This is a genomic window from Oceaniglobus indicus (assembly GCF_002751875.1).
GTDB lineage: Bacteria > Pseudomonadota > Alphaproteobacteria > Rhodobacterales > Rhodobacteraceae > Oceaniglobus > Oceaniglobus indicus.
The window spans coordinates 82,790-102,534 of sequence record NZ_NMZM01000005.1 but is presented as its reverse complement, the minus strand read 5'-3'; the positions used below and the strand labels follow the sequence as shown (position 1 = coordinate 102,534).

Below are 19,745 nucleotides of genomic sequence, written 5' to 3'. Positions count from 1 at the left end.
CTCAAATCCCGAACGCCCGCCGCGCGCGCGTCGGGTCCAGGCCTGTCGGGCCGGTGAACATGTCATCTTTTGATCAGGCTCCATTGTGTCACCGGCATCGCAGGCTGCCAGCCCCGGAAGCGGCCGACCGGCCGGGCCCGTGCGCTGGACAGGCGGACCAGGTCGCCGCCGTGGACCTGTTGCAAGGCGACCAGGGCGGCTTCGCTTTCCAGCGTGACCGCATTGGCCACCAGGCGGCCAAGGGGCTTCAACCCGGACCATGCGGTGTCAAATACGGCATCCGACAGCCCGCCACCGATGAAGATGGCGTCCGGCGCGGCCAGATCGCCAAGCGATTCGGGGGCGGTGCCGTCGACCAGGGCCAGGCGCGGTACCCCGAGCGCCAGCGCATTGGCGGCGGCCATGGCACGCCGGTCAGCCCGCGGTTCGATGCCGATCGCCCGGGCATAGCGGGCGGCGCGCATCCATTCGATCGCAACCGACCCGCAACCACAACCGATATCCCAGAGCAGCGCGCCGCGCATCGGCATCAGCTTGGCCACCGTGATCGCGCGGATTTCGCGCTTGGTCATCGTGCCGTCGTGGCGGAACATGTCGTCGTCCAGCCCCGGCACTCGTGGCAGCAGCGCCGCGTCGGGCGCCGCGATGCATTCGACCGCAAGCGTGTTGAACGCCGGCACCACGTGATCCCAGGTTTTCGCGATCCCGTCGAAACGTGCCTCGTTCGCGCCACCCATGGCGGCCAGAACGCTCATCCGGCTCTGTCCGAAACCGCGCTCGGCCAGAAAGGCGGCGATCCGCGCCGGCGTTTCGGCGCCAGTGGTCAGGACCAGCAACCGCTGGTCGGGCTGGATGAAGGCGATCATCTGTTCGACCGGGCGGCCATGCACGGTCAGTGTCTCGACATCGGCCATGGACCAGCCCATGCGCGCCGCCGCCAGCTGGAACGCCGACAGCTGCGGGTGATAGACGATCTCGGAGGCGGGAATGGCGCGCCCGATGCGCGCGCCGACGGAAAACCACAGGGGATCGCCGGTGGCCAGAACGACGACGCGCCGCCCCTTCATGCCCTTCAGCAGATCGATCAGCGCATCGAAGGGCGAGGGCCAGGCGATCCGCTCGGCTTCGGACGCGGCGGCCAGCATGTGATGCCGATCACCGCCGACGATGACTTCGGCGGCCTCGAGGATTGCGCGGGTCGCGGGCGAAAGGCCCGTGACGCCGTCCTCGCCGATGCCGACGATATGCAGCCAGGGATCAGCCATGGGCGCGCTCCGTGGTCGGGGAAGGGTGATGGCGGATCGGTGCTGCGGGCGTCACGGCGCTCATGCGTCCGGTCCCTCGGTGCTCAGGCCCGCGGCGATGGCGTTGACCGCGGCGCTGGCCATGGCCGATCCGCCGCGCCGCCCGCGCAGGGTCAGGAACGCGCAGCCCCGCGGGTTCGCGGCCAGTTCCGCCTTGCTTTCGGCGGCGCCGACGAAACCCACGGGAAAGCCCAGGATCAGGGCGGGTTTCGGCGCCCCGGCGTCCAGGAGTTCGAGCAGATGGAACAGTGCGGTCGGCGCGTTGCCGATGGCGATCACAGCCCCGTCCATCCGGTCGCGCCACAATTCGACGGCGGCGGCCGAACGGGTATTGCCGATGGCCCGGGCACGGTCCGGCACGGCGGGATCGTTCAACGTGCAGATCACGTCGTTGCCCGCGGGAAGGTGGCGGCGGATGATCCCGGCTGCGACCATTTCACAGTCGCACAGGATCGGCGCGCCACCCGCCAGCGCCGCCCGCCCGGTTTCGATTGCGCCTGCGGACAGCGCCAGCCGGTCGGCGATCTCGACCATGCCGCAGGCATGGATCAGGCGCACCGCGACGTCCTGCATGGCCGGGGTGAACCGCTCCAGCCGCGCCTCGGCCCGCACGGTGGCGAAACTGGCGGCATAGATTGCGCCGGGATCTTTCTCGTAGGGGCGCATGGTATCTTTCCTGTTGGTGGTCGCGGTGGCCGCGGATGCCTCCGGCGGGAGTATTTCGGTCAGTAAGAAGCCCGGGGTCAGGTGCCTGCCTTGCGGACGCTTTCGGGGCCGTGGGGGTGTTTGGCGTGGGGGTAGGGCGCGTGGTGGTGGTGATGGTCGTGGTCATGACCGTGATGGTGGGCGTGTGCATGGTGATGATCGTGTTCATCCTGTGCCGTCAGCCGGCACAACCCGGTGCAGAAGGTATCGCAGAGCGCGCAGTCGGCGACGTTCGAGCCGGGGGCGGAGGCGCCCTGGCCTTCGACGTGGTGGTGGTGGCTTTCCTGCACCGCGCCGACCTCGGATTCGAAACCCAGGACCTGGGTGCGGTACTTACACAGAACGCAGGTGGGCGGCGGAATGTCGGCGAAGGCGGGGTGAGTGCGCCGCGCTTCGGCGGGGATGGTGACGGCGGGTCCGCCCTCGGTCGCCAGGATCTGGGCGCGATAGGCGCAGGTGCCGCAGTTGGGCGGGGGCGTTGTTCCGGTCTGTTCCATCACCCGTTCGGCGAAGGTTTCCAGGACCGACGGGTGGTCGTTCAGATAGCCGGCCTTGACGATCTGGATGTCGGGATTGGCGGCGGCCACGCGATCGGTGAAGCCGTAGATCCGGTCGATCAGGATGCCCGAGAACAGGAAATACGGGAACACGACGATGCGTTTGTATCCGAGTTTCACCGCATGGGTCAGGCAGGGTTCGACCAGCGGGAAGGTGACGCCGGAGAACCCGACCTCGACCCAGCCGAAGCCCAGCCCCTCGTGCAGCATCCGCGCGATCTTGGCGACATTGCCGTTGGCGTCCGGGTCCGATGCGCCGCGCCCGATCACGACAAGGCAGGTGTCATGGGCGCTGACCGGGCCGTGTTCGGCGTCGGCCTGCGCCATCGCCTCGGTGATCCGCGCCCCGGCGGCGGTGATCATCTTGGGGTCCACCCCCAATTCGCGGCCGTAAAGCACGTCGATGCCGTGTTTCGCGCCGTAGGTGTTCAGCACGGTGGGGATGTCGTTCTTGGCGTGCATCGCGGCGAACAGCATGCCGGGCACGGCCAGGATCCGGTCACATCCCGCCTCGCGCAGCCGATCCAGCCCGTCGCGGATCACCGGGTTGGCGAATTCGAGATAGCCGTAGTCGACCAGCCAGTCGTCGGGCAGGTAGGCGGGCAGGCGTTCGGCCAGCACGGCGAATTCGCGCACCGCGGATTCGCTGCGCGAGCCGTGGCCGCAGATCATCACGCCGGTTTTCATGTCGTTCTCTTTCCCGCTTTGCCGCGCACCGGGCGTTCGGCTTTCGCGTGACGTCGATCGCGGACCAGGGCGCCCACGCCCAGCAGGATGGCCAGGCCCAGAGCGGCGGCCGCGATCCAGTGATCATGACCGGCAGCATCCGCCAGATGACCGGGATGGGCCATGGCGCGTCCCGGCATCGCGACAATGCAGAAAGTGGCGAGGGCGTTGAGCGGTTTCATGGGCGTCCTTTCAAAATGGCATGGCGTGGCCGGCAAGGTGCCCGGACCGGCGCGCGGTCCCTGACGATGCCATCCCCGGCCCCCTGCATGGGTCGGCCCGGTCTGGCCCTCTTTCCGGCCCCGCGGGGCGTCGTCGGGATCGGGTATAGAAGGGGGGCGGGCCTGGTGCAATGGGCGAACCCGGTCAACGCCCTCTGTGCATTTCTGCTGGGGTCGCCGTGCCCTGTGCGGGATGGAACCGGGACGGTGCGGGTTTAGGTTGGTAGGGTAACAGACAGAAAGGATGCGTCATGGGATTGCTTGTCGACGGTGAATGGCAGGACAAATGGTACGACACGGACAAGAGCGGCGGCGCGTTTCAGCGCCAGGAGGCCAGCTTTCGCAACTGGATCACCGCTGACGGCAGTGCCGGACCGACCGGCAAGGGCGGATACAAGGCCGAGGCGGGGCGATACCACCTGTATGTCTGCTATGCCTGCCCCTGGGCCAATCGCGCGCTGTTCTTTCGCGCGCTGAAGGGGTTGACCGACCTGATCGACATTTCGGCGGTGCATCCCCACATGCTGGGCGAGGGCTGGACCTTTGACACCGATTTCCCGGGCGCGACCGGCGACAAGCTGTTCGGATTGCCTTATGCGCGCGACATCTATCTGAAAGACACGCCCGACATGACCGGTCGCGTGACCGTGCCGATCCTGTGGGACAAGGAAACCGGCACGATCGTCAGCAACGAAAGCAGTGAAATCATCCGGATGTTCAACTCGGCCTTCGACGGCATCACCGGCAACACCGATGATTACTGGCCCGAAGACCTGCGCGCGGCGATCGCGCCGATAAACGACCGGATCTATGACACGGTGAACAACGGGGTGTACAAGGCCGGGTTCGCCACCAGTCAGAAAGCCTATGACGCGGCGGTGCATCCGCTGTTCGACAGCCTTGACTGGCTGGAAGGGATCCTGGCCGACAATCGATACCTGATGGGCGACCGGATCACCGAGGCCGATTGGCGGTTGTTTTCAACCCTCGTGCGGTTCGATCCGGTGTATCACCTGCACTTCAAGTGCAACCGCAAGCGGATCGTGGATTATCCGAACCTTTGGGCCTATACGCGCGAATTGTATCAATGGCCGGGGATCGCGGACACGGTGCATTTCGACCACATCGTCGAACATTACCACTATAGCCACCCGACGATAAATCCGCACCGGATCATCCCGATCAATCCCGTGATCGACTGGATGGAGCCTCACGGGCGGGGATAGACGATGCTTGGTGCCGGACTGAAGGGCGCAGTTCCGCGGTGCTGCGCTCGGGCGTCGTCCCGTCCATGGTGAAACAGGGGCGTGCGCTTGGCTTTCGACGGGCGCCAAGCGGGCATCCCTCTTTTTCCGGCGCCGGATATGATATGCCCGGCGCCGCGCCGTAAATTACTGCAAATCCGCGAAGGCGTCGCACATCCGTTCGGCCGCTTCCTGCACACGGGCGCGGGGGGTTGCGATGTTGAAGCGCAGGAAACCGTCGCCCCCGGCACCGAAGGTCGGCCCCGCGTTGGCGGCGATCCGGGCGCGGCCGGCCACACGGGCGTCGATTTCGTCCGCCGTCATGCCGGTGCCGTTGAAATCCACCCACGACAGATAGGTGCCTTCCAGCGGCATCGAGCGCACGCCCGGAATCGCATTCAGCGCGGCGTCGAAAATCCGCCGGTTGCCGTCGACATAGGCGCACATCTCGTCCACCCATCTGGCGCCGTCGGGCGAATAGGCCGCCTCGACCATGTGCAGCCCGAACGAATTGGGCGACAGGCCCAGTGCCGCCATCCGCGCCGCGAACGCCGCGCGCAGTTTCGGGTCGGCGATGATGACGTTGCCGATGTGCGAGCCGGCAATGTTGAACGTCTTGGTCGTGGCCGTCATCATCACCAGCCGGTCGGCGATTCCGGCGTCGACCTTCGCCATCGGGATGTGGGTGTTACCGGGCATCACGATGTCGTGGTGGATCTCGTCACTGACCAGGATCAGGTCGTGTCGCTTGCAGAATGCCGCGACGCCTTCCAGTTCCGCCTTCGACCACACGCGGCCGCCGGGATTGTGCGGCGAACAGAACACGAGCATCTTCTCGGTGCCGGTCATCTGCGCGTCATAGGCGTCGAAATCCAGGGTATAGCGGCCGTTGTCCAGCACCATGGGACATTCGACCACCTGGCGCCCGGCCGATCTTATGACGCGATAGAAGGCGTGATAGATCGGCGTGAACATCACCACCCCGTCGCCGGGTTGCGTGAAGGCATCGACGCACATGCCGGTGCCGTTCACCAGCCCGTGGGTCGAAAACACCGACGCCGGATCGACGTCCCAGCCGTGGCGCGTGTCCATCCACCAGCGGATCGCTTCGAGATAGGGCGTCTCGTCGCCGTAATAGCCGAAGACGCCGTGATCCGTCAGCTCGCGCAGCCGGTCCAGAACCACCTGCGGCGGGCGGAAATCCATGTCAGCCACCCACATCGCCAACCCGTCGCTTTCGGGCACGCCGTACAGCGCCTCCATCCGGTCCCACTTGGCGCAATTGCTGCCGCGCCGGTCGATCATCTCGTCAAAGCTCATCTCGCGTCTCCCCTGCTCGGCGCGAACGCTACCCGGATCACGCCTGAACGCAAGGCGATTGCAGAGTGCGGTTTGATCGCCTAAATGCCCGTCATGGCCATTCTCGACATCATAATCCACCCGGATCCCCGCCTGAAGAAACCCTGCGACCCCGTCGATACGGTGACCGACGATCTGCGCGCACTGGCGGCGGACATGCTGCAGACCATGTATGACGCGCCGGGCATCGGTCTGGCCGCGCCGCAGGTCGGTGTGCTGCAACGGCTGATCGTGCTGGATTGCGTCAAGGACGAAGACGCCCCCGCCCGCCCGCTGGTGATGGTGAATCCGCGGGTGACCTGGGCATCGGACGAAATGTCGACTTATGACGAGGGCTGCCTGTCGATCCCCGACCAATACGGCGAGGTCGAGCGCCCCGCCGAGGTCGAGGTGACCTGGCACGATCTGGACATGGCAGAACATTCCGAACATTTCACCGGGCTCTGGGCGACCTGCGTGCAGCACGAGATCGACCATATCAACGGCAAGCTGTTCATCGACTACCTCAAACCCCTGCGCCGCCAGATGATCACCCGCAAGATGGTGAAGCTGAAACGCGAACGGGCGCGGGCCTAGGCCGTGGCGTTGGACATCCTGACTTGGCCCGCGCCGATGCTGTCCGAGGTTTGCCCGCCGGTCGAAACGTTCGACGACGATCTGGCGAAACTGGCCGATGACATGCTGGAAACGATGTATGCGGCCCCCGGTCGCGGGCTGGCCGCGCCGCAGGTGGCCCGGACCGAGCGGATGTTCGTGATGGACGTGGCTTGGAAGGACGGCGCTGCCGATCCCTTCATCTGCGTGAACCCCGAAATCCTGTCGGCCTCGCACGAGACGGCGCTGGGTGAGGAAGGCTGCCTGTCAATTCCCGGCGTGACGATGCAGGTGGACCGCCCGGTGGCGATCCGCCTTGCGTGGCAAACCCCCGACGGCAAACGGCTTGAGCGTGACCTGACCGGCGCCGCCGCGCGCTGTGCGCAACACGAGCTGGATCACCTGAACGGGATCTTGATCTTTCGGCGGGTGCCGGACGACATGCGCGCGCGCTATGAGGCGCAATACCGCGACACCTTGGCATGACGCGCGCTTTCGTGATGTGGCCCGACCGCCGCCTGCGCACCCCCGCCGATCCCGTCGCGGCGATCACCGACGAGATCCGCGCGCTGTGGAACGAAATGATCGCGGCGATGGACGCAATGCCCGGAGTCGGCCTTGCCGCGCCGCAAATCGGCGTCATGCTGCGCCTGGCCGTGGTCGATGCCTCCGACACCCGCGGCCGTGCGATCCGCATGGCCAACCCCGAAGTGCTGCACGTCTCAGCCAAACCCCGCTGGCACGAAGAAGCCTCGCCCAACCTGCCCGGCGTATCGGCCGCAATCGAACGCCCCCGCGCCGTGACGGTGCGGTTCGTGAACGAAAACGGAGAGGTGGAAGACCGCGATTTCGTCGACCTCTGGGCCACCTCGGTACAACACCAGATCGACCACCTGAACGGCAGGATGTATTTCGACAGGCTGTCACGGTTGAAGCGCGAGCGGTTGCTGAAGAAGGCGGGGAAGCTGCGGTAAGAGAAAGCGGCAGGTGCAATACCGTACGAAGGGCGGCTGAGCGGAAAAAGCGTGGGTTCGCTTCGGGGCATCAATGTCGATCTTGATGAAGCCGTTCAACATGCGGTGGTTTCTGCCAGTGGTATAAACACCGTGCCAAAACTAATTTTGAGTAGGCGGCATAAAATTGAACCTTCTATAGTTCAGCCGAGCTGCAAACCTCTCTGAAAAAGCAGGACCACTTCATATCGAATAAGCTTGGAGCTTTAAAAAATGATTACGCAACATTCAAATTATAAAGATGCGAATGGCGACGCCCTTGTAGCCCACTACTATCAATTGATTGATGAGCTGGCGAAGAAAAGTCCTAGGTCCATAGTCGAAGCGGATCAGCTTGCAGGTGAAGTCCTGCATATCGAAGAAGCGCAGGCCATCGAGCTGTGGCAAGTCATTTGGAACAAACCGATTTTCGCAAACTCGACTGTAAAAGGCGCGGAAGGTACTATCGCCAAACTTAAAGGCGCTGGTTTCATGGATGACGCCTTGCTAGAATGGGGCACGTCACGCAAAGTCTTCTTGATAGACAAAGTAGGAAACGGATCAGCGCGTGCATCGTTCGTTTGCCATGGCAAATGGTTCGATAAACAATCACTGCTCGGTCAAATCCCCCGCCACCGGCTTTACGCTATCCAAAATGCCGCAATAGCTCTTCGACGCCGTACTGAGGTCCGAGCCTACCCTTTCTCTGATCTTTCGGCCAACACTACCGCGCAAAACGTAGTGCTGCTCCGGTCGGAGTTCGGAGCGTTCTGGGGAGACATCACCGTCTTGCATCTACTCACTGATCTTGGTCTTGCCATTAAACCCGACCTCCACCTCGTTAAGACGGTCGCAGCGCTTAGAGGACCAACTTGCAAGGGTAAGGTACCGAACACGAGTGAAAGTCTCGCGATCAACAATTTCGTGCACGACCTATTAATGCGCGTAGAAGGCAAGTTTGCACCTGGCAAGCTGCGTCGGATGGACAAGCTTCTAATGGAAGCGTCACGCCAAAAAGTTGTGTAAAGACGACGTCGAGATTGCCGATCTAAGTGGTTGGTGGGTTGATAGATCATTATCGCTTCCACTAACCACTCGTTTGTGGAACGTCCACTACACGCGGAGTATCGTGCTACCAAAAACCTCGTTACAAACCCAAGCGGTTGTTGAGGGTTTCTGGTTGCTTTGCGGGAGCCGCCATTCGTGAGCGGCGCAGCATACGTCAGAGAAAGCCGGAAGCCGGTCGCCCCGTCAAAGGCGATCCGTCGTTGACTTTCCTACCTACCGCCCCGCCGTCACGATCAACTCAACCAGATAGCCAGGTGTCGCCAGCTTCGCTTCGCCGCAGGCGCGGGCGGGGGCTTGGCCTTCGGGGGCCCAGGCGTCCCAGACTTCGTTCATCGCGGCGAAATCCTTCATGTCGGCCATCCAGATCACGCATTGCAGGATTTTGGTCTTGTCCGACCCGGCCTCGGCCAACAGCTTGTCGACCTTTTCCAGGCACTGGCGGGTCTGGTCTGCGACGGGGTCGCCTTCGGTGCCGACCTGTCCGGCCAGATAGATCGTGTCGCCATGGGTGACGATCTGGCTCATGCGGGCGGTGGTGTGGTGACGGGTGATCTGGGCCATGGGCACGTTCCTTGTGAAGAATCCAGATCAGCTTGGCACGGGCGCCGCAAGACGGCAAGCCATGGACGCCCGGAGGCCCCGGCGTTATCCCCGGGTCATCCGAATCGGAAGGAAACCGCCATGCGAATCGTCTTCATGGGAACACCCGATTTCTCGGTCACGGTGCTGGATGCGCTGGTGCGCGACGGACATGATATCGTCTGCGTCTATTGCCAGCCGCCGCGCCCGGCGGGACGCGGCAAGAAGGATCGCCCGACGCCGGTGCACGCCCGCGCGGCGGTGCTGGGTCTGCCCGTGCGACATCCGAAGTCGCTGAGGACGCCCGAGGCCCAGGCCGATTTCGCGGCGCTGAACGCGGATGTGGCCGTGGTGGTCGCCTATGGCCTGATCCTGCCGCAAGCGGTGCTGGACGCGCCGGTGCATGGCTGTCTGAACATTCACGCCTCGTTGCTGCCGCGGTGGCGGGGGGCGGCACCGATCCACCGCGCGATCCTGGCGGGGGATACGGAAACCGGCGTCTGCATCATGCAGATGGATGCCGGCCTGGATACCGGGGCCGTCCTGCTGCGCGAGGCGATCCCGATCGGCGCCGGCGACACGACCGGCACGCTGCACGAGCGGCTGGCGCGGCTGGGGGCACGGCTGATCGTGCAGGCGCTTGACCGCATCACGGCGCTGACGCCGACGGTGCAGCCGGATGACGGCGTGACCTATGCGGCGAAGATCGACAAGGCCGAGGCGCGCATCGACTGGACCCGCCCGGCGGTCGAGATCGATCGCCAGATCCGCGGGCTGTCGCCGTTTCCGGGGGCCTGGTGCGAAGTGGCGGGCGAACGGGTCAAGCTGTTGGCGTCGGAGCTGGCGGCGGGGCAGGGGGCGCCGGGTGCGGTGCTGGACGGTTTCACGATCGCCTGCGGCGGCGGTGCGGTGCGGATCCTGCGCGCCCAGCGGGCCGGGCGCGGCGCCATGGATGCCGACGAGGTCTTGCGCGGGCTGACGCTGCCGCCAGTTCTGGATTGAGCGTCGGGCGGACCCGGGCACGGTGCGGCGGGTCGCGCCGTCGTGGCCGTCCTGGGTGATTTGATGGAAGACGTCCCTGACCGTGGCAACGATCAGTTCCGCGGCGGTCGCGCCCGATAGACCGGCAATCGCCAGCCGAACCACAGCGAACCCGCCCTGAGGGTGAAGGTCACTGCCGCAATCAGCGGCAGGGCCGTCACCGGTGCCGCCCCAAATGCCAGCGCCAGCAGGCCCGCCGCCGCACCCGCGAGGGCGGCCGTGGCATAGAGTTCGCCCTGTTTCAGCAACAGCGGCACCTCGGTGGCCACAACATCGCGCAGCAACCCGCCAACCGTCCCGGTCACCACCCCCATCACCGCAACGATCACCCAGGGCTGACCGGCGGCCAGCGCCACGCCGACCCCGGCCGCCACGGCGACGGACAGCGCGGCGGCGTTCAGCCACTCAAGCCAGCGATAGCGGCTTTCGACGAGATGCGCCGTGAAATAGATGACGGCCGCGGCAAGTGCGATGACAGCCAGGTATTCCGGCCGCCCGATCCAGAAGACCGGATCCCGGTTCAGCAACAAGTCACGCAGGGTGCCGCCCCCGACCGCCGTCAGACCCGACAGCACGAAGAACCCGACGATGTCCAGCTGTGCGCGGCTGGCCGACAGCGCACCGGTCAGCGCGAACACGAAGACGGCGGCAAAGTCCAACGCCACCACGGCCTGTGGCAACAGGTCGGGCACCGCGCGCAGGGTTTCGATCATTCGGGGTCGCCGGCCTTGGGTGCCGGGCGGCGCGCAACGCGGGCCACGGCGGCCGGGCCGGCGGTTTTGGCCGGCGGCGTCTTGCGCGGGGTGCGCGCGGCGGGCGCGCGCGCCGCGCCGGGATCTTTCGTGCCGCCCTTGAACGGCTCCATTCCGGCGCGGGCCAGTTCATCGGCGCGTTCGTTTTCGGGGTGCCCGGCATGGCCCTTGACCCATTCCCAGGTCACGTCATGGCGTGCGTTGGCGGCGTCGATCCGCTTCCACAGATCCTCGTTCTTCACCGGCTTCTTCTGGCTGGTCTTCCAGCCGTTGCGCTTCCAGCCGTGGATCCAGCCGGTGACGCCGTTCTTCACATAGGCGCTGTCGGTCACGATGGTGATGGCGGACGGGCGCGTCAGGGATTCCAGCGCGTTGATCGCGGCCAGCAACTCCATCCGGTTGTTGGTGGTGTCGGCCTCGCCGCCCTTCAGTTCACGTTCCTTGATCACGGTGTCGCCATCGCGCGCGATCAACAGCGCACCCCAGCCTCCGGGGCCGGGATTGCCCGAGCAGGCGCCGTCGGTATAGGCGGTCAGTGTCGGCATCTGGTGCCCCTTTCAGAGGATGGAAATCGACAGGCAGGCGACGACGACGACGCTCAGCAGCACCCGCAGGTGCATCCACCACGCAGGCGCCAGACCTTGGCGCCAGAAGCTCCAGTCCAGGGCCAGCAAGCCGATGAACCCGAAGATCAGATAGATCGCGGCCGAGGTTGGCCCGTCGCCGATGAAGAAGAACGCCCAGAGCGCGGGCAGCACCGACAGCGCGTATCCCACCGCCGCCTCGCGGCCCGTGGCGCGGGTGGCGAACCCCCACAGCACGCCCGACATGAACGACAGGATCACCGTGCCATAGGCCAGTTGCACATATGGCCCGATGAACCGTGCCCCCAAGACGCGAAGCCCCCAATCGGCGAGGGACGGAAAGACCAGCGTCAGCGCCCCCCAGACAAAGGGAATCAGCCCGGCAAGACCGAGACAGAGAGCAGAGAGGGGGATGCGCGTCATGGCACCGCTTCTAATGCTCTGCAGGACCGGTGACCAGAGCTTGCAGGCGCGTTTCGGCACGGGATGTCTGCGCGTCGGCGGGTTCACGGTGTTGGCAATGTCGGCGCTAGAAAGGTCGCGGCGGGGGGGGCGAGCGCAATCGTCCGGTGTAGGCGGGCGACCGGGGGCTAGGCGGGTTGGCGCAGAACACGCGGGACCTTGAATTCGATGTTTTCCTCGGCCGTCACGACCATTTCGACCGTCAGGTCATATCGGTTGCGGAAGGCGTCGACCACTTCGTTCACCAGCACTTCGGGGGCGCTGGCCCCGGCGGTGATGCCGATCGATCTGATGCCCTCCAGCGCGCGCCAGTCGATGTCGTCGGCCCGCTGGACCAGTTGCGCATAGGCGCATCCGGCGGTGCGCCCCACCTCGACCAGCCGGCGCGAGTTCGACGAGTTCGGTGCGCCGATCACCAGCATCGCGTCGGCCTTGGGCGCCATCGCCTTGACCGCTTCCTGCCGGTTGGTGGTGGCATAGCAGATGTCTTCCTTGTGCGGCCCGACGATGGCCGGAAACCGCGCCTTCAGTGCCGCAACAATGCCGGCGGTGTCATCCACCGACAGGGTCGTCTGCGTGATGAAGGCCAGTTGCTCGGGGTCGCGCACCGACAACCCCGCCACGTCGTCGGCCGTTTCCACCAGCAACACCTCGCCATCGGGCAACTGGCCCATGGTGCCCAGGGTTTCGGGATGGCCCGCGTGACCTATCATTACCATCTGCAAGCCGTTTTCATGGTGGCGCGCGGCCTCGTTATGGACCTTGCTGACCAAGGGGCAGGTAGCATCGACATAGATCATCTCGCGGCGCTGGGCTTCGGCGGGCACGGCGCGGGGCACGCCATGGGCGGAAAAGATCACAGGCCGGTCGGTCGGGCATTCGTCCAACTCCTCGACGAACACGGCGCCCTTTTCGCGCAGCGCGTCGACCACGAAACGGTTGTGCACGATTTCGTGCCGCACATAGACGGGGGCACCCCATTTCTCCAACGCCATCTCGACGATCTTGATCGCGCGATCGACGCCGGCGCAGAATCCGCGCGGCGCGGCAAGGTAGAGGGTGAGGGGCGGTCTGGTCATGGTCAGTCTCCGGCGTGGTCCGCCCCACAGCTAATGGCGCAGGCGGCAGGCGTCCAGACCCGGCCCCGCGTCACAGCGACAGCACGCCGGCAGTCAGCGCCGCGAAGGCAATATAACGCACGGTCTTGGCAAAGCCGACCATCACCATGAACAGCCACAGCGGCGTGCGCATGACCCCCGCCATCAGCGTGATCGCATCGCCCAGCGGCGCCCAGGACAGCAGCAGGCTCCAGACGCCCCATTTCAGATACCACGCCTTGGCGCGGGCCATCTGATCGTCGTTCACCGGAAACCAGCGCCGCCCGCGAAACCGTTCGACCCAGAGGCCCATGGCATAATTGACGCAGGACCCCAGCGTGTTGCCGATGCTGGCCACGACAACCAGCCAGAACACCGATATATCGGCGCGCAACTGAAGGGCGGCAAAGACGATTTCGGACTGGAAAGGCAGGATCGTCGCAGCACCGAAGGCGGTGACGAACAACCCCGCCAGCGAAAGGGCCACCGCCATCATGCGGCGCTGGCCTTTGCATGTCTGCAAGCGGACCCTATTGGCCCGCGACCTCGCGCGCCGTGCGCTCTTCGGTGTTTTGCGACCTGTCGTCCTCGCGCGGCTCGCGGGGCGGGCGGCCGATCACATCCTTCAACTCTTCCAGTTCGATGAAGTTATCGGCCTGGCGGCGCAGTTCGTCCGAGATCATCGGCGGATGGCTGCGGATCGTCGACACGACCGACACGCGCACGCCCGCCCGCTGAAGGCTTTCCACCAACGGGCGGAAATCGCCATCGCCCGAAAACAGCACGATGTGATCGACCCGCGGCGCCAGTTCCATGGCATCGACGCAAAGTTCGATATCCATGTTGCCCTTCACCTTCCGCCGTCCCTGGCTGTCGGTGTATTCTTTGGCAGGCTTGGTCACCATGGAATAGCCGTTGTAATGCAGCCAGTCCACCAGCGGCCGGATCGGCGAATATTCGTCGTTTTCCAACAGCGCAGTATAATAGAAGGCACGCAGCATCTTGCCCCGCCTCATGAATTCCTGGCGCAGCAATTTGTAATCGATGTCGAACCCCAGGGCCTTGGCAGCCGCATACAGATTCGAGCCATCGATGAACAGCGCGAGCCGTTCGTCTCGGTAGAACATTAAATAAACCCTTCCAAAAACCGCGCGGACAAGCTTCCGTGAGTGTGTGAGTGGTGGTAGCCCGCATAATTCCGACCTGCTTTATCTAGGGAAAATACGTGTCGAGACAACCGCCATTCACTTCATTGGACGCGACGACAACTTTGGTCGCCCTTGGCGCGAACGCAACCGTGCCCGGCCATGACCTGTCGGATCGGCTGAATGACGCCTTGAATGCCATCGGTGCGGCAGGGTGCGATATCGTGGCCACCAGCCGTTTTTTCCGCACGCCGTGCTTTCCCGCCGGGGCCGGACCCGATTACCTGAACGCGGCCATCGGGTTGCGGACCGATCTGCCGGCCAAGGCGCTGCTGGCGCTGTTGCACCGGATCGAAACCGCGATGGGTCGGGTGCGGCGCGTGCGGTGGGGCGCGCGGACGCTGGATCTGGACCTGCTGGCCATGGGTGATCTTGTCTTGCCCGATGCCGCCACATTCGCCCACTGGCGCGATCTACCCCCGGTCCGGCAGCGGGTCGAGACGCCCGAAACGCTGATCCTGCCCCACCCGCGGTTGCAGGATCGCGCCTTCGTGCTGATTCCCTTGCTGGACATCGCGCCCGACTGGCGCCACCCGGTTTCGGGCCTGACGGTGCGTCAAATGGTCGATGTCCTGCCGTCGGACGAAAAAAACGCGGTTCGTCCCCTCTGATGGCCCGGAAAACAGGGCGTTTCGGGTTGTCAAGAAAATTCACGGGGCATATGAAGGCCGCTTAGGCTTTTCTTTCCGAACAGGAGTGTCCCATGGCCCGCGTGACGGTTGAAGACTGCGTTGACAAGGTTCCGAACCGATTCGAACTGGTGATGCTGGCCGCACACCGGGCGCGCGAAATCGCCGCGGGCTCTGCCCTGACGGTGGATCGCGACAACGACAAGAACCCGGTGGTGTCGCTGCGTGAGATCGCGGAAGAGACACAGCGGGCCGATGATCTGCGCGAGCGGATGATCGAATCGCACCAGACCCAGATCGAGGTCGACGAACCCGAAGAGGATTCGATGGCCCTGCTCATGGGCGGGCAGCCCGACAAGCCCGCCGAAGACGACATGAGCGAGGAAAAGCTCCTCCGCGCCCTGATGGAAGCGCAGGGGCAGCAATAAGGCATAGAAGCGCAGAGCATGGCATGCGCGCAAGGCGGCGGACCGGATGACGACAGCCAATGACCTGATCAATTTGGTCCGCGCCTACAACCCACGCACCAACGCAAAGATGCTGACCGAGGCGTATGCCTATGGCGAAAAGATGCACGAAGGGCAAAAGCGCCATTCGGGCGAGCCGTATTTCACGCACCCCGTTGCCGTCGCCGTGATCCTGGCCGACATGCAACTGGACGACGCCACCATCGTCACCGCGTTGCTGCACGATACCATCGAAGACACCAATTCCACCTATTCCGAAGTCACCAGAATCTTCGGCAAGGAAATCGCCGAACTGGTGGACGGTGTCACCAAGCTGACCAACCTTCAGTTGAACTCGACCGAGACCAAGCAGGCCGAGAATTTCCGCAAGCTGTTCATGGCGATGTCCAAGGATCTGCGGGTGATCCTGGTCAAGCTGGCCGACCGGCTGCACAACATGCGCACCCTGCGCTCCATGCGCCCGAACAAGCAGGTCCAGAAGGCGCGCGAGACGATGGACATCTTCGCGCCGCTTGCGGGCCGCATGGGCATGCAATGGATGCGCGACGAGCTTGAGGATCTGGCGTTCCAGGTCCTGAACTCGGAAGGGCGGTCGTCGATCATCCGCCGCTTCATCAAGTTGCAGCGCGACACCGGCGACGTGATCCACAAGATCAACAGCGATATCCGGCTGGAACTGGACCGCGCGAACATCGAGGCCGAGGTGTTCGGCCGCGCCAAGAAACCCTATTCGATCTGGCGCAAGATGGAGGAGAAGAAACAGTCGTTCTCGCGGCTGTCCGACATCTATGGCTTCCGCGTGATCTGCACGAGCGAGGCCGAATGTTACGCGATCCTGGGCGTGATCCACCAACGCTGGCGGGCGGTGCCGGGGCGGTTCAAGGATTACATCAGCCAGCCCAAGACCAACGGTTACCGGTCGATCCATACGACGGTTTCGGGCCGTGACGGCAAGCGTGTCGAGGTTCAGATCCGGACCCGCCAGATGAACGAGGTGGCCGAGGCGGGCGTCGCCGCGCACTGGGCCTACAAGGACGGTGTGCGCACCAACAACCCGTTCGCGGTGGACCCGGTCAAGTGGATTTCCACCCTGACCGAGCGTTTGGACAGCGCCGAGGATCACGAGGATTTCCTCGAGGCAGTCAAGCTTGAGATGTATTCCGATCAGGTGTTCTGCTTCACGCCGAAAGGCGATGTGGTGAAACTGCCGCGCGGTGCGACGCCGCTGGATTTCGCCTATGCGATCCACACCCGCATCGGCGATTCCTGCGTCGGCGCACGGATCGACGGGCTGCGCGTGCCGCTGTGGACGCGGCTGAAGAACGGCCAGTCGGTCGAGATCATGACCGCCGAGGGCCAGCGCCCGCAGGCGACATGGATCGACGTTGTCGCCACCGGCCGCGCCAAGACGGCCATCCGCCGGTCCCTGCGTGACGAGGACCGCGAGCGGTTCATCAAGCTGGGTCTGGAACTGGCCCGCGTCGCATTCGACCATGTCGGCAAGCGGATGACCGACCGCGCGCTGACCGCCGCCGCACGCCGGATGCATCTGCCGGATTCCGACGAACTGCTGGCGCGGCTGGGATCGGCCGAATTCAGCGCCCGCTCGGTGGTGGAACGGATCTATCCCGAACTGACGGCGCGCCCCGGCGAAACCATCGACGTCGAAAGTGCCATCGTCGGTCTGTCTCCGCACCAGACGTTCCAGCGCGCCCGCTGTTGTCAGCCGGTGCCGGGCGAACGCATCGTCGGCATCACCTATCGCGGCGAAGGCGTGCGGATCCACGCCATCGAATGCCCCGTGCTCGAGGAATTGCAGAACCAGACCGACCGCTGGGTCGATCTGCGCTGGCATTCGGGCAACCACCCCGCCGCCTATACCGTGTCCTTCGACATGACGATTTCCAACGACGCCGGCGTTCTGGGGCGGATCTGTTCGCTGATCGGCGAGCAGAAGGCGAATATCTCGGATCTGCACTTCATGGACAGAAAACAGGACTTCTTCCGCCTCATTATCGACGTGGACGTGCGCGATGTGGAACATCTGCATGCCGTGCGTCTTTCGCTTGAAGCCGACAGCGATGTGGCCACAATCAGCAGGCACCGCGACCTGACGCGCAAACCCTGATCGGGGGGGGCGGGGGCGCGACTTGAAAAACCGACGCGCCGGGCGCACGTCGGGACAAGGTTGACGGCATTGGCCGCCGTCGAAAGGAAACGGAACCAACGTGGTCTTCAAGCGGCGCACACCACGGTCTTACCTTCAGGCGATGGGCGAATTCTTCTATCCCCGTGGCGGCTGGACCCGTGCCGTGCGTTATGTCGGCTATCGTTTGCGCCGGCTGCCCGATCCCGCGCACAAGATCGCGCGCGGCATCGCCGCCGGTGTCTTCGTCAGCTTCACGCCGCTGTTCGGGCTGCATTTCCTTGCCGCGGCCGTTCTGGCCTGGATCATGCGCGGCAACGTCCTGGCCGCCCTGCTGGGCACCTTCTTTGGCAATCCGCTGACCTTCCCGGTGATCGCGACCGTGTCGGTCGAGCTGGGCTCGCGGATGCTGGGGTATCATCACGGTGTGCCGCTGCCCTCGGTGATCACGGCGTTTTCCTATGCGTCGCTTGAACTCTGGAGCAACCTGAAGGCAATCTTCACGTCGGACGTGGTGCAATGGACCCGCCTGAACGGATTTTTCGCACATGTCTTCCTGCCCTATCTGGTGGGAGGCATCATTCCGGGTATCGTGTCGGCGTGCGCGTGCTACCTGATCAGCCGACCGTTGATCACGGCCTATCAGAAGGCCCGGATCAAGCGCATGAAGAACAGCTTTGCCAAGCGGCGTGCCATCGCCGAGGCGGCAAAAACCAAGGTCGACGCCGTGTCGGGCCGGAAAGAGGGGCAGGTATGAACGAACATGCAAGGGGACGTCTGCGGCTTGGGGTCAACATCGACCACGTCGCCACCGTCAGGAACGCGCGCGGCGGCGACACGCCCGATCCCCTGCGGGCCGCGAAGATCGCCGAAGAGGCGGGCGCCGACGGCATTACCGCGCATCTGCGCGAAGATCGCCGCCACATCGGCGACGCCGACATCGAAGCCCTGATGGCCACCCTGAGCGTTCCGCTGAACTTCGAGATGGCAGCGACCGACGAGATGCAGAAGATCGCCCTGCGCCACAACCCCCACGCGGTCTGCATCGTGCCCGAAAAGCGCGAGGAACGCACGACCGAAGGCGGATTGGAAGTCGCGCGCGAGGAAAACAAGCTGGCCCATTTCATCGCCCCCCTGCGCGAGGCGGGCTGCCGCGTGTCGATCTTCATCGCCGCCGATGCCCGCCAGATCGAGGCGGCCAACCGGATCGGCGCCGAAGTGATCGAACTGCACACTGGCGCCTATTGTGACGCCCACGCCGAAGGGCGGTTTGCCGAACGCGATGCCGAATGTGCGCGGCTGGGCGAAATGGCGGCTTACGCCGACAGTCTGGGTCTTGAGGTCCACGCCGGTCACGGGTTGACCTATGAGACCGTCACGCCGATTGCCGCGTTCCCCCAGGTGATGGAACTGAACATCGGCCATTTCCTGATCGGCGAGGCGATCTTTCGCGGACTTGGGCCCGCGATCCACGAAATGCGCCGCCTGATGGACGCAGCGCGCGCCTGATCCGTCCGCGTGTGCACACTCGGGCGCTTGGGCAGGTCATACGGAAAGCACATGAAAACATGATCCTCGGAATCGGCTCCGATCTGGCGAACATCGAACGGATCGCGCGGGTGCTGGACCGTCACGGCGACCGGTTCCGCAACCGCGTGTTCACAAAAACCGAACAGCGCAAGGCGGAACGGCGCATGGACGTCGCCGGCACCTATGCGAAACGCTGGGCGGCGAAAGAGGCGTGTTCAAAGGCGTTGGGCACCGGCCTTCGGATGGGGATCGCATGGAAGGACATGGCGGTGTCCAATCTGCCCACCGGCCAGCCCGTGATGGCGGTGACCGGCTGGGCCGCCGATCGGCTGGCTTCGATGACGCCGCCGGGTTACGATTCGGTGATCCACGTCACGCTGACCGACGATCATCCATGGGCCCAGGCCTTTGTCGTGATCGAGGCGCGGCCGCTGGGTGTGCCCGGCGGGACGCTCGCAACTTGACTCTGGGCCTTCCGGCGCT

At 64.6% G+C, this 19,745-nt stretch carries 23 protein-coding genes and 1 pseudogene; 12 read left to right on the top strand and 12 right to left on the bottom strand.

The features are described 5' to 3' along the window. Positions 1-62 precede the first annotated feature (62 nt). From cbiE to CFP68_RS09390, 4 genes are all read right to left on the bottom strand, one after another. Positions 63-1,265, bottom strand: coding sequence for a precorrin-6y C5,15-methyltransferase (decarboxylating) subunit CbiE (gene cbiE, locus CFP68_RS09405; RefSeq protein ID WP_099826671.1), 1,203 nt, complete (start codon positions 1,263-1,265; stop codon positions 63-65). 60 nt (positions 1,266-1,325) lie between these two features. Beyond that, entirely contained in the window at positions 1,326-1,970 is a 645-nt protein-coding gene (locus CFP68_RS09400; RefSeq protein ID WP_099826670.1) for a precorrin-8X methylmutase, read from the bottom strand. A gap of 77 nt (positions 1,971-2,047) precedes the next feature. Then, positions 2,048-3,253, bottom strand: coding sequence for a sirohydrochlorin chelatase (locus CFP68_RS09395; RefSeq protein WP_099826669.1), 1,206 nt, complete (start codon positions 3,251-3,253; stop codon positions 2,048-2,050). Continuing rightward, positions 3,250-3,474, bottom strand: a complete 225-nt coding sequence (locus CFP68_RS09390) for a DUF6732 family protein (protein ID WP_099826668.1) — start codon at positions 3,472-3,474, stop codon at positions 3,250-3,252. The genes CFP68_RS09395 and CFP68_RS09390 overlap by 4 nt, the downstream gene beginning before the upstream one ends. Positions 3,475-3,764: 290 nt before the next feature. Between CFP68_RS09390 and CFP68_RS09385 the strand changes: the two genes are divergently transcribed. Beyond that, complete coding sequence (locus CFP68_RS09385; RefSeq protein ID WP_099826667.1) at positions 3,765-4,739, top strand: glutathione S-transferase family protein; 975 nt, start codon at positions 3,765-3,767, stop codon at positions 4,737-4,739. A gap of 165 nt (positions 4,740-4,904) precedes the next feature. Here CFP68_RS09385 and CFP68_RS09380 read toward each other — a convergent pair whose 3' ends face one another. Beyond that, on the bottom strand, positions 4,905-6,077 hold the full coding sequence (locus CFP68_RS09380; RefSeq protein ID WP_099826666.1) for a MalY/PatB family protein: 1,173 nt from the start codon (positions 6,075-6,077) through the stop codon (positions 4,905-4,907). A gap of 93 nt (positions 6,078-6,170) precedes the next feature. Here CFP68_RS09380 and def (CFP68_RS09375) point away from each other — a divergent pair, with 93 nt between their 5' ends. From def (CFP68_RS09375) to CFP68_RS17885, 4 genes are all read left to right on the top strand, one after another. Beyond that, a complete protein-coding gene (gene def, locus CFP68_RS09375) occupies positions 6,171-6,692 on the top strand; it encodes a peptide deformylase (RefSeq protein WP_099826861.1) in 522 nt (173 codons plus the stop codon). A 3-nt stretch (positions 6,693-6,695) separates the two neighbouring features. Next, on the top strand, positions 6,696-7,196 hold the full coding sequence (gene def, locus CFP68_RS09370) for a peptide deformylase (protein WP_241524025.1): 501 nt from the start codon (positions 6,696-6,698) through the stop codon (positions 7,194-7,196). Beyond that, a complete protein-coding gene (gene def, locus CFP68_RS09365; RefSeq protein ID WP_099826664.1) occupies positions 7,193-7,684 on the top strand; it encodes a peptide deformylase in 492 nt (163 codons plus the stop codon). Before def (CFP68_RS09370) ends, def (CFP68_RS09365) begins: the two co-directional genes overlap by 4 nt. Before the next feature lie 252 nt (positions 7,685-7,936). Further along, complete coding sequence (locus CFP68_RS17885) at positions 7,937-8,728, top strand: hypothetical protein (RefSeq protein WP_145953424.1); 792 nt, start codon at positions 7,937-7,939, stop codon at positions 8,726-8,728. A gap of 255 nt (positions 8,729-8,983) precedes the next feature. Here CFP68_RS17885 and CFP68_RS09360 read toward each other — a convergent pair whose 3' ends face one another. Then, positions 8,984-9,331 carry a RidA family protein gene (locus tag CFP68_RS09360; RefSeq protein WP_099826663.1) on the bottom strand — a complete coding sequence of 116 codons (348 nt, stop codon included), beginning with the start codon at positions 9,329-9,331 and terminating at the stop codon, positions 8,984-8,986. A 120-nt stretch (positions 9,332-9,451) separates the two neighbouring features. On the opposite strand from CFP68_RS09360, the gene fmt reads away from it, so the two are divergent. Beyond that, entirely contained in the window at positions 9,452-10,351 is a 900-nt protein-coding gene (fmt, locus tag CFP68_RS09355; protein ID WP_099826662.1) for a methionyl-tRNA formyltransferase, read from the top strand. A gap of 92 nt (positions 10,352-10,443) precedes the next feature. Here the strand turns inward: fmt and CFP68_RS09350 are convergent, their stop codons facing one another. From CFP68_RS09350 to CFP68_RS09325, 6 genes and pseudogenes are all read right to left on the bottom strand, one after another. Continuing rightward, positions 10,444-11,103 (bottom strand): trimeric intracellular cation channel family protein, encoded by a 660-nt coding sequence (locus CFP68_RS09350; protein ID WP_099826661.1) that lies wholly within the window; start codon positions 11,101-11,103, stop codon positions 10,444-10,446. A gap of 125 nt (positions 11,104-11,228) precedes the next feature. Beyond that, positions 11,229-11,687: pseudogene (gene rnhA / locus CFP68_RS09345) on the bottom strand (ribonuclease HI); the annotation flags it as partial. Between the two features lie 12 nt (positions 11,688-11,699). Further along, positions 11,700-12,149 (bottom strand): DUF3429 domain-containing protein, encoded by a 450-nt coding sequence (locus CFP68_RS09340; protein WP_099826659.1) that lies wholly within the window; start codon positions 12,147-12,149, stop codon positions 11,700-11,702. Between the two features lie 167 nt (positions 12,150-12,316). After that, positions 12,317-13,267 (bottom strand): 4-hydroxy-3-methylbut-2-enyl diphosphate reductase, encoded by a 951-nt coding sequence (gene ispH, locus CFP68_RS09335; RefSeq protein ID WP_099826658.1) that lies wholly within the window; start codon positions 13,265-13,267, stop codon positions 12,317-12,319. 70 nt (positions 13,268-13,337) lie between these two features. After that, on the bottom strand, positions 13,338-13,781 hold the full coding sequence (locus CFP68_RS09330; protein ID WP_099826657.1) for a YqaA family protein: 444 nt from the start codon (positions 13,779-13,781) through the stop codon (positions 13,338-13,340). Between the two features lie 34 nt (positions 13,782-13,815). Beyond that, entirely contained in the window at positions 13,816-14,412 is a 597-nt protein-coding gene (locus CFP68_RS09325; RefSeq protein ID WP_099826656.1) for a LabA-like NYN domain-containing protein, read from the bottom strand. 98 nt (positions 14,413-14,510) lie between these two features. Between CFP68_RS09325 and folK the strand changes: the two genes are divergently transcribed. The 6 genes from folK (at position 14,511) to acpS (ending at position 19,726) form a co-directional block, all read left to right on the top strand. Continuing rightward, on the top strand, positions 14,511-15,101 hold the full coding sequence (folK, locus tag CFP68_RS09320; protein WP_241524024.1) for a 2-amino-4-hydroxy-6-hydroxymethyldihydropteridine diphosphokinase: 591 nt from the start codon (positions 14,511-14,513) through the stop codon (positions 15,099-15,101). Between the two features lie 92 nt (positions 15,102-15,193). Continuing rightward, complete coding sequence (gene rpoZ / locus CFP68_RS09315) at positions 15,194-15,547, top strand: DNA-directed RNA polymerase subunit omega (RefSeq protein WP_099826654.1); 354 nt, start codon at positions 15,194-15,196, stop codon at positions 15,545-15,547. A gap of 46 nt (positions 15,548-15,593) precedes the next feature. Next, on the top strand, positions 15,594-17,714 hold the full coding sequence (locus CFP68_RS09310) for a RelA/SpoT family protein (protein ID WP_099826653.1): 2,121 nt from the start codon (positions 15,594-15,596) through the stop codon (positions 17,712-17,714). A gap of 100 nt (positions 17,715-17,814) precedes the next feature. After that, positions 17,815-18,489: a DUF2062 domain-containing protein gene (locus CFP68_RS09305; protein WP_169961464.1), complete on the top strand. Its 675-nt coding sequence runs from the start codon at positions 17,815-17,817 to the stop codon at positions 18,487-18,489. Further along, a complete protein-coding gene (locus tag CFP68_RS09300) occupies positions 18,486-19,241 on the top strand; it encodes a pyridoxine 5'-phosphate synthase (protein WP_099826651.1) in 756 nt (251 codons plus the stop codon). Before CFP68_RS09305 ends, CFP68_RS09300 begins: the two co-directional genes overlap by 4 nt. Before the next feature lie 59 nt (positions 19,242-19,300). Continuing rightward, a complete protein-coding gene (gene acpS, locus CFP68_RS09295) occupies positions 19,301-19,726 on the top strand; it encodes a holo-ACP synthase (RefSeq protein ID WP_099826650.1) in 426 nt (141 codons plus the stop codon). Positions 19,727-19,745 lie beyond the last annotated feature (19 nt).

Bases quoted from the DNA above. Each gene is read 5' to 3' on its own strand.
- CFP68_RS09350 (WP_099826661.1), bottom strand. From the start codon at position 11,103: ATGATCGAAACCCTGCGCGCGGTGCCCGACCTGTTGCCACAGGCCGTG.
- def (WP_099826664.1), top strand. From the start codon at position 7,193: ATGACGCGCGCTTTCGTGATGTGGCCCGACCGCCGCCTGCGCACCCCC.
- fmt (WP_099826662.1), top strand. From the start codon at position 9,452: ATGCGAATCGTCTTCATGGGAACACCCGATTTCTCGGTCACGGTGCTG.
- def (WP_099826861.1), top strand. From the start codon at position 6,171: ATGGCCATTCTCGACATCATAATCCACCCGGATCCCCGCCTGAAGAAA.
- CFP68_RS09385 (WP_099826667.1), top strand. From the start codon at position 3,765: ATGGGATTGCTTGTCGACGGTGAATGGCAGGACAAATGGTACGACACG.
- CFP68_RS09380 (WP_099826666.1), bottom strand. From the start codon at position 6,077: ATGAGCTTTGACGAGATGATCGACCGGCGCGGCAGCAATTGCGCCAAG.
- CFP68_RS09360 (WP_099826663.1), bottom strand. From the start codon at position 9,331: ATGGCCCAGATCACCCGTCACCACACCACCGCCCGCATGAGCCAGATC.
- CFP68_RS17885 (WP_145953424.1), top strand. From the start codon at position 7,937: ATGATTACGCAACATTCAAATTATAAAGATGCGAATGGCGACGCCCTT.
- CFP68_RS09330 (WP_099826657.1), bottom strand. From the start codon at position 13,781: ATGATGGCGGTGGCCCTTTCGCTGGCGGGGTTGTTCGTCACCGCCTTC.
- cbiE (WP_099826671.1), bottom strand. From the start codon at position 1,265: ATGGCTGATCCCTGGCTGCATATCGTCGGCATCGGCGAGGACGGCGTC.
- CFP68_RS09300 (WP_099826651.1), top strand. From the start codon at position 18,486: ATGAACGAACATGCAAGGGGACGTCTGCGGCTTGGGGTCAACATCGAC.
- acpS (WP_099826650.1), top strand. From the start codon at position 19,301: ATGATCCTCGGAATCGGCTCCGATCTGGCGAACATCGAACGGATCGCG.
- rpoZ (WP_099826654.1), top strand. From the start codon at position 15,194: ATGGCCCGCGTGACGGTTGAAGACTGCGTTGACAAGGTTCCGAACCGA.
- CFP68_RS09390 (WP_099826668.1), bottom strand. From the start codon at position 3,474: ATGAAACCGCTCAACGCCCTCGCCACTTTCTGCATTGTCGCGATGCCG.
- CFP68_RS09340 (WP_099826659.1), bottom strand. From the start codon at position 12,149: ATGACGCGCATCCCCCTCTCTGCTCTCTGTCTCGGTCTTGCCGGGCTG.
- CFP68_RS09395 (WP_099826669.1), bottom strand. From the start codon at position 3,253: ATGAAAACCGGCGTGATGATCTGCGGCCACGGCTCGCGCAGCGAATCC.
- CFP68_RS09400 (WP_099826670.1), bottom strand. From the start codon at position 1,970: ATGCGCCCCTACGAGAAAGATCCCGGCGCAATCTATGCCGCCAGTTTC.
- CFP68_RS09325 (WP_099826656.1), bottom strand. From the start codon at position 14,412: ATGTTCTACCGAGACGAACGGCTCGCGCTGTTCATCGATGGCTCGAAT.
- CFP68_RS09310 (WP_099826653.1), top strand. From the start codon at position 15,594: ATGACGACAGCCAATGACCTGATCAATTTGGTCCGCGCCTACAACCCA.
- ispH (WP_099826658.1), bottom strand. From the start codon at position 13,267: ATGACCAGACCGCCCCTCACCCTCTACCTTGCCGCGCCGCGCGGATTC.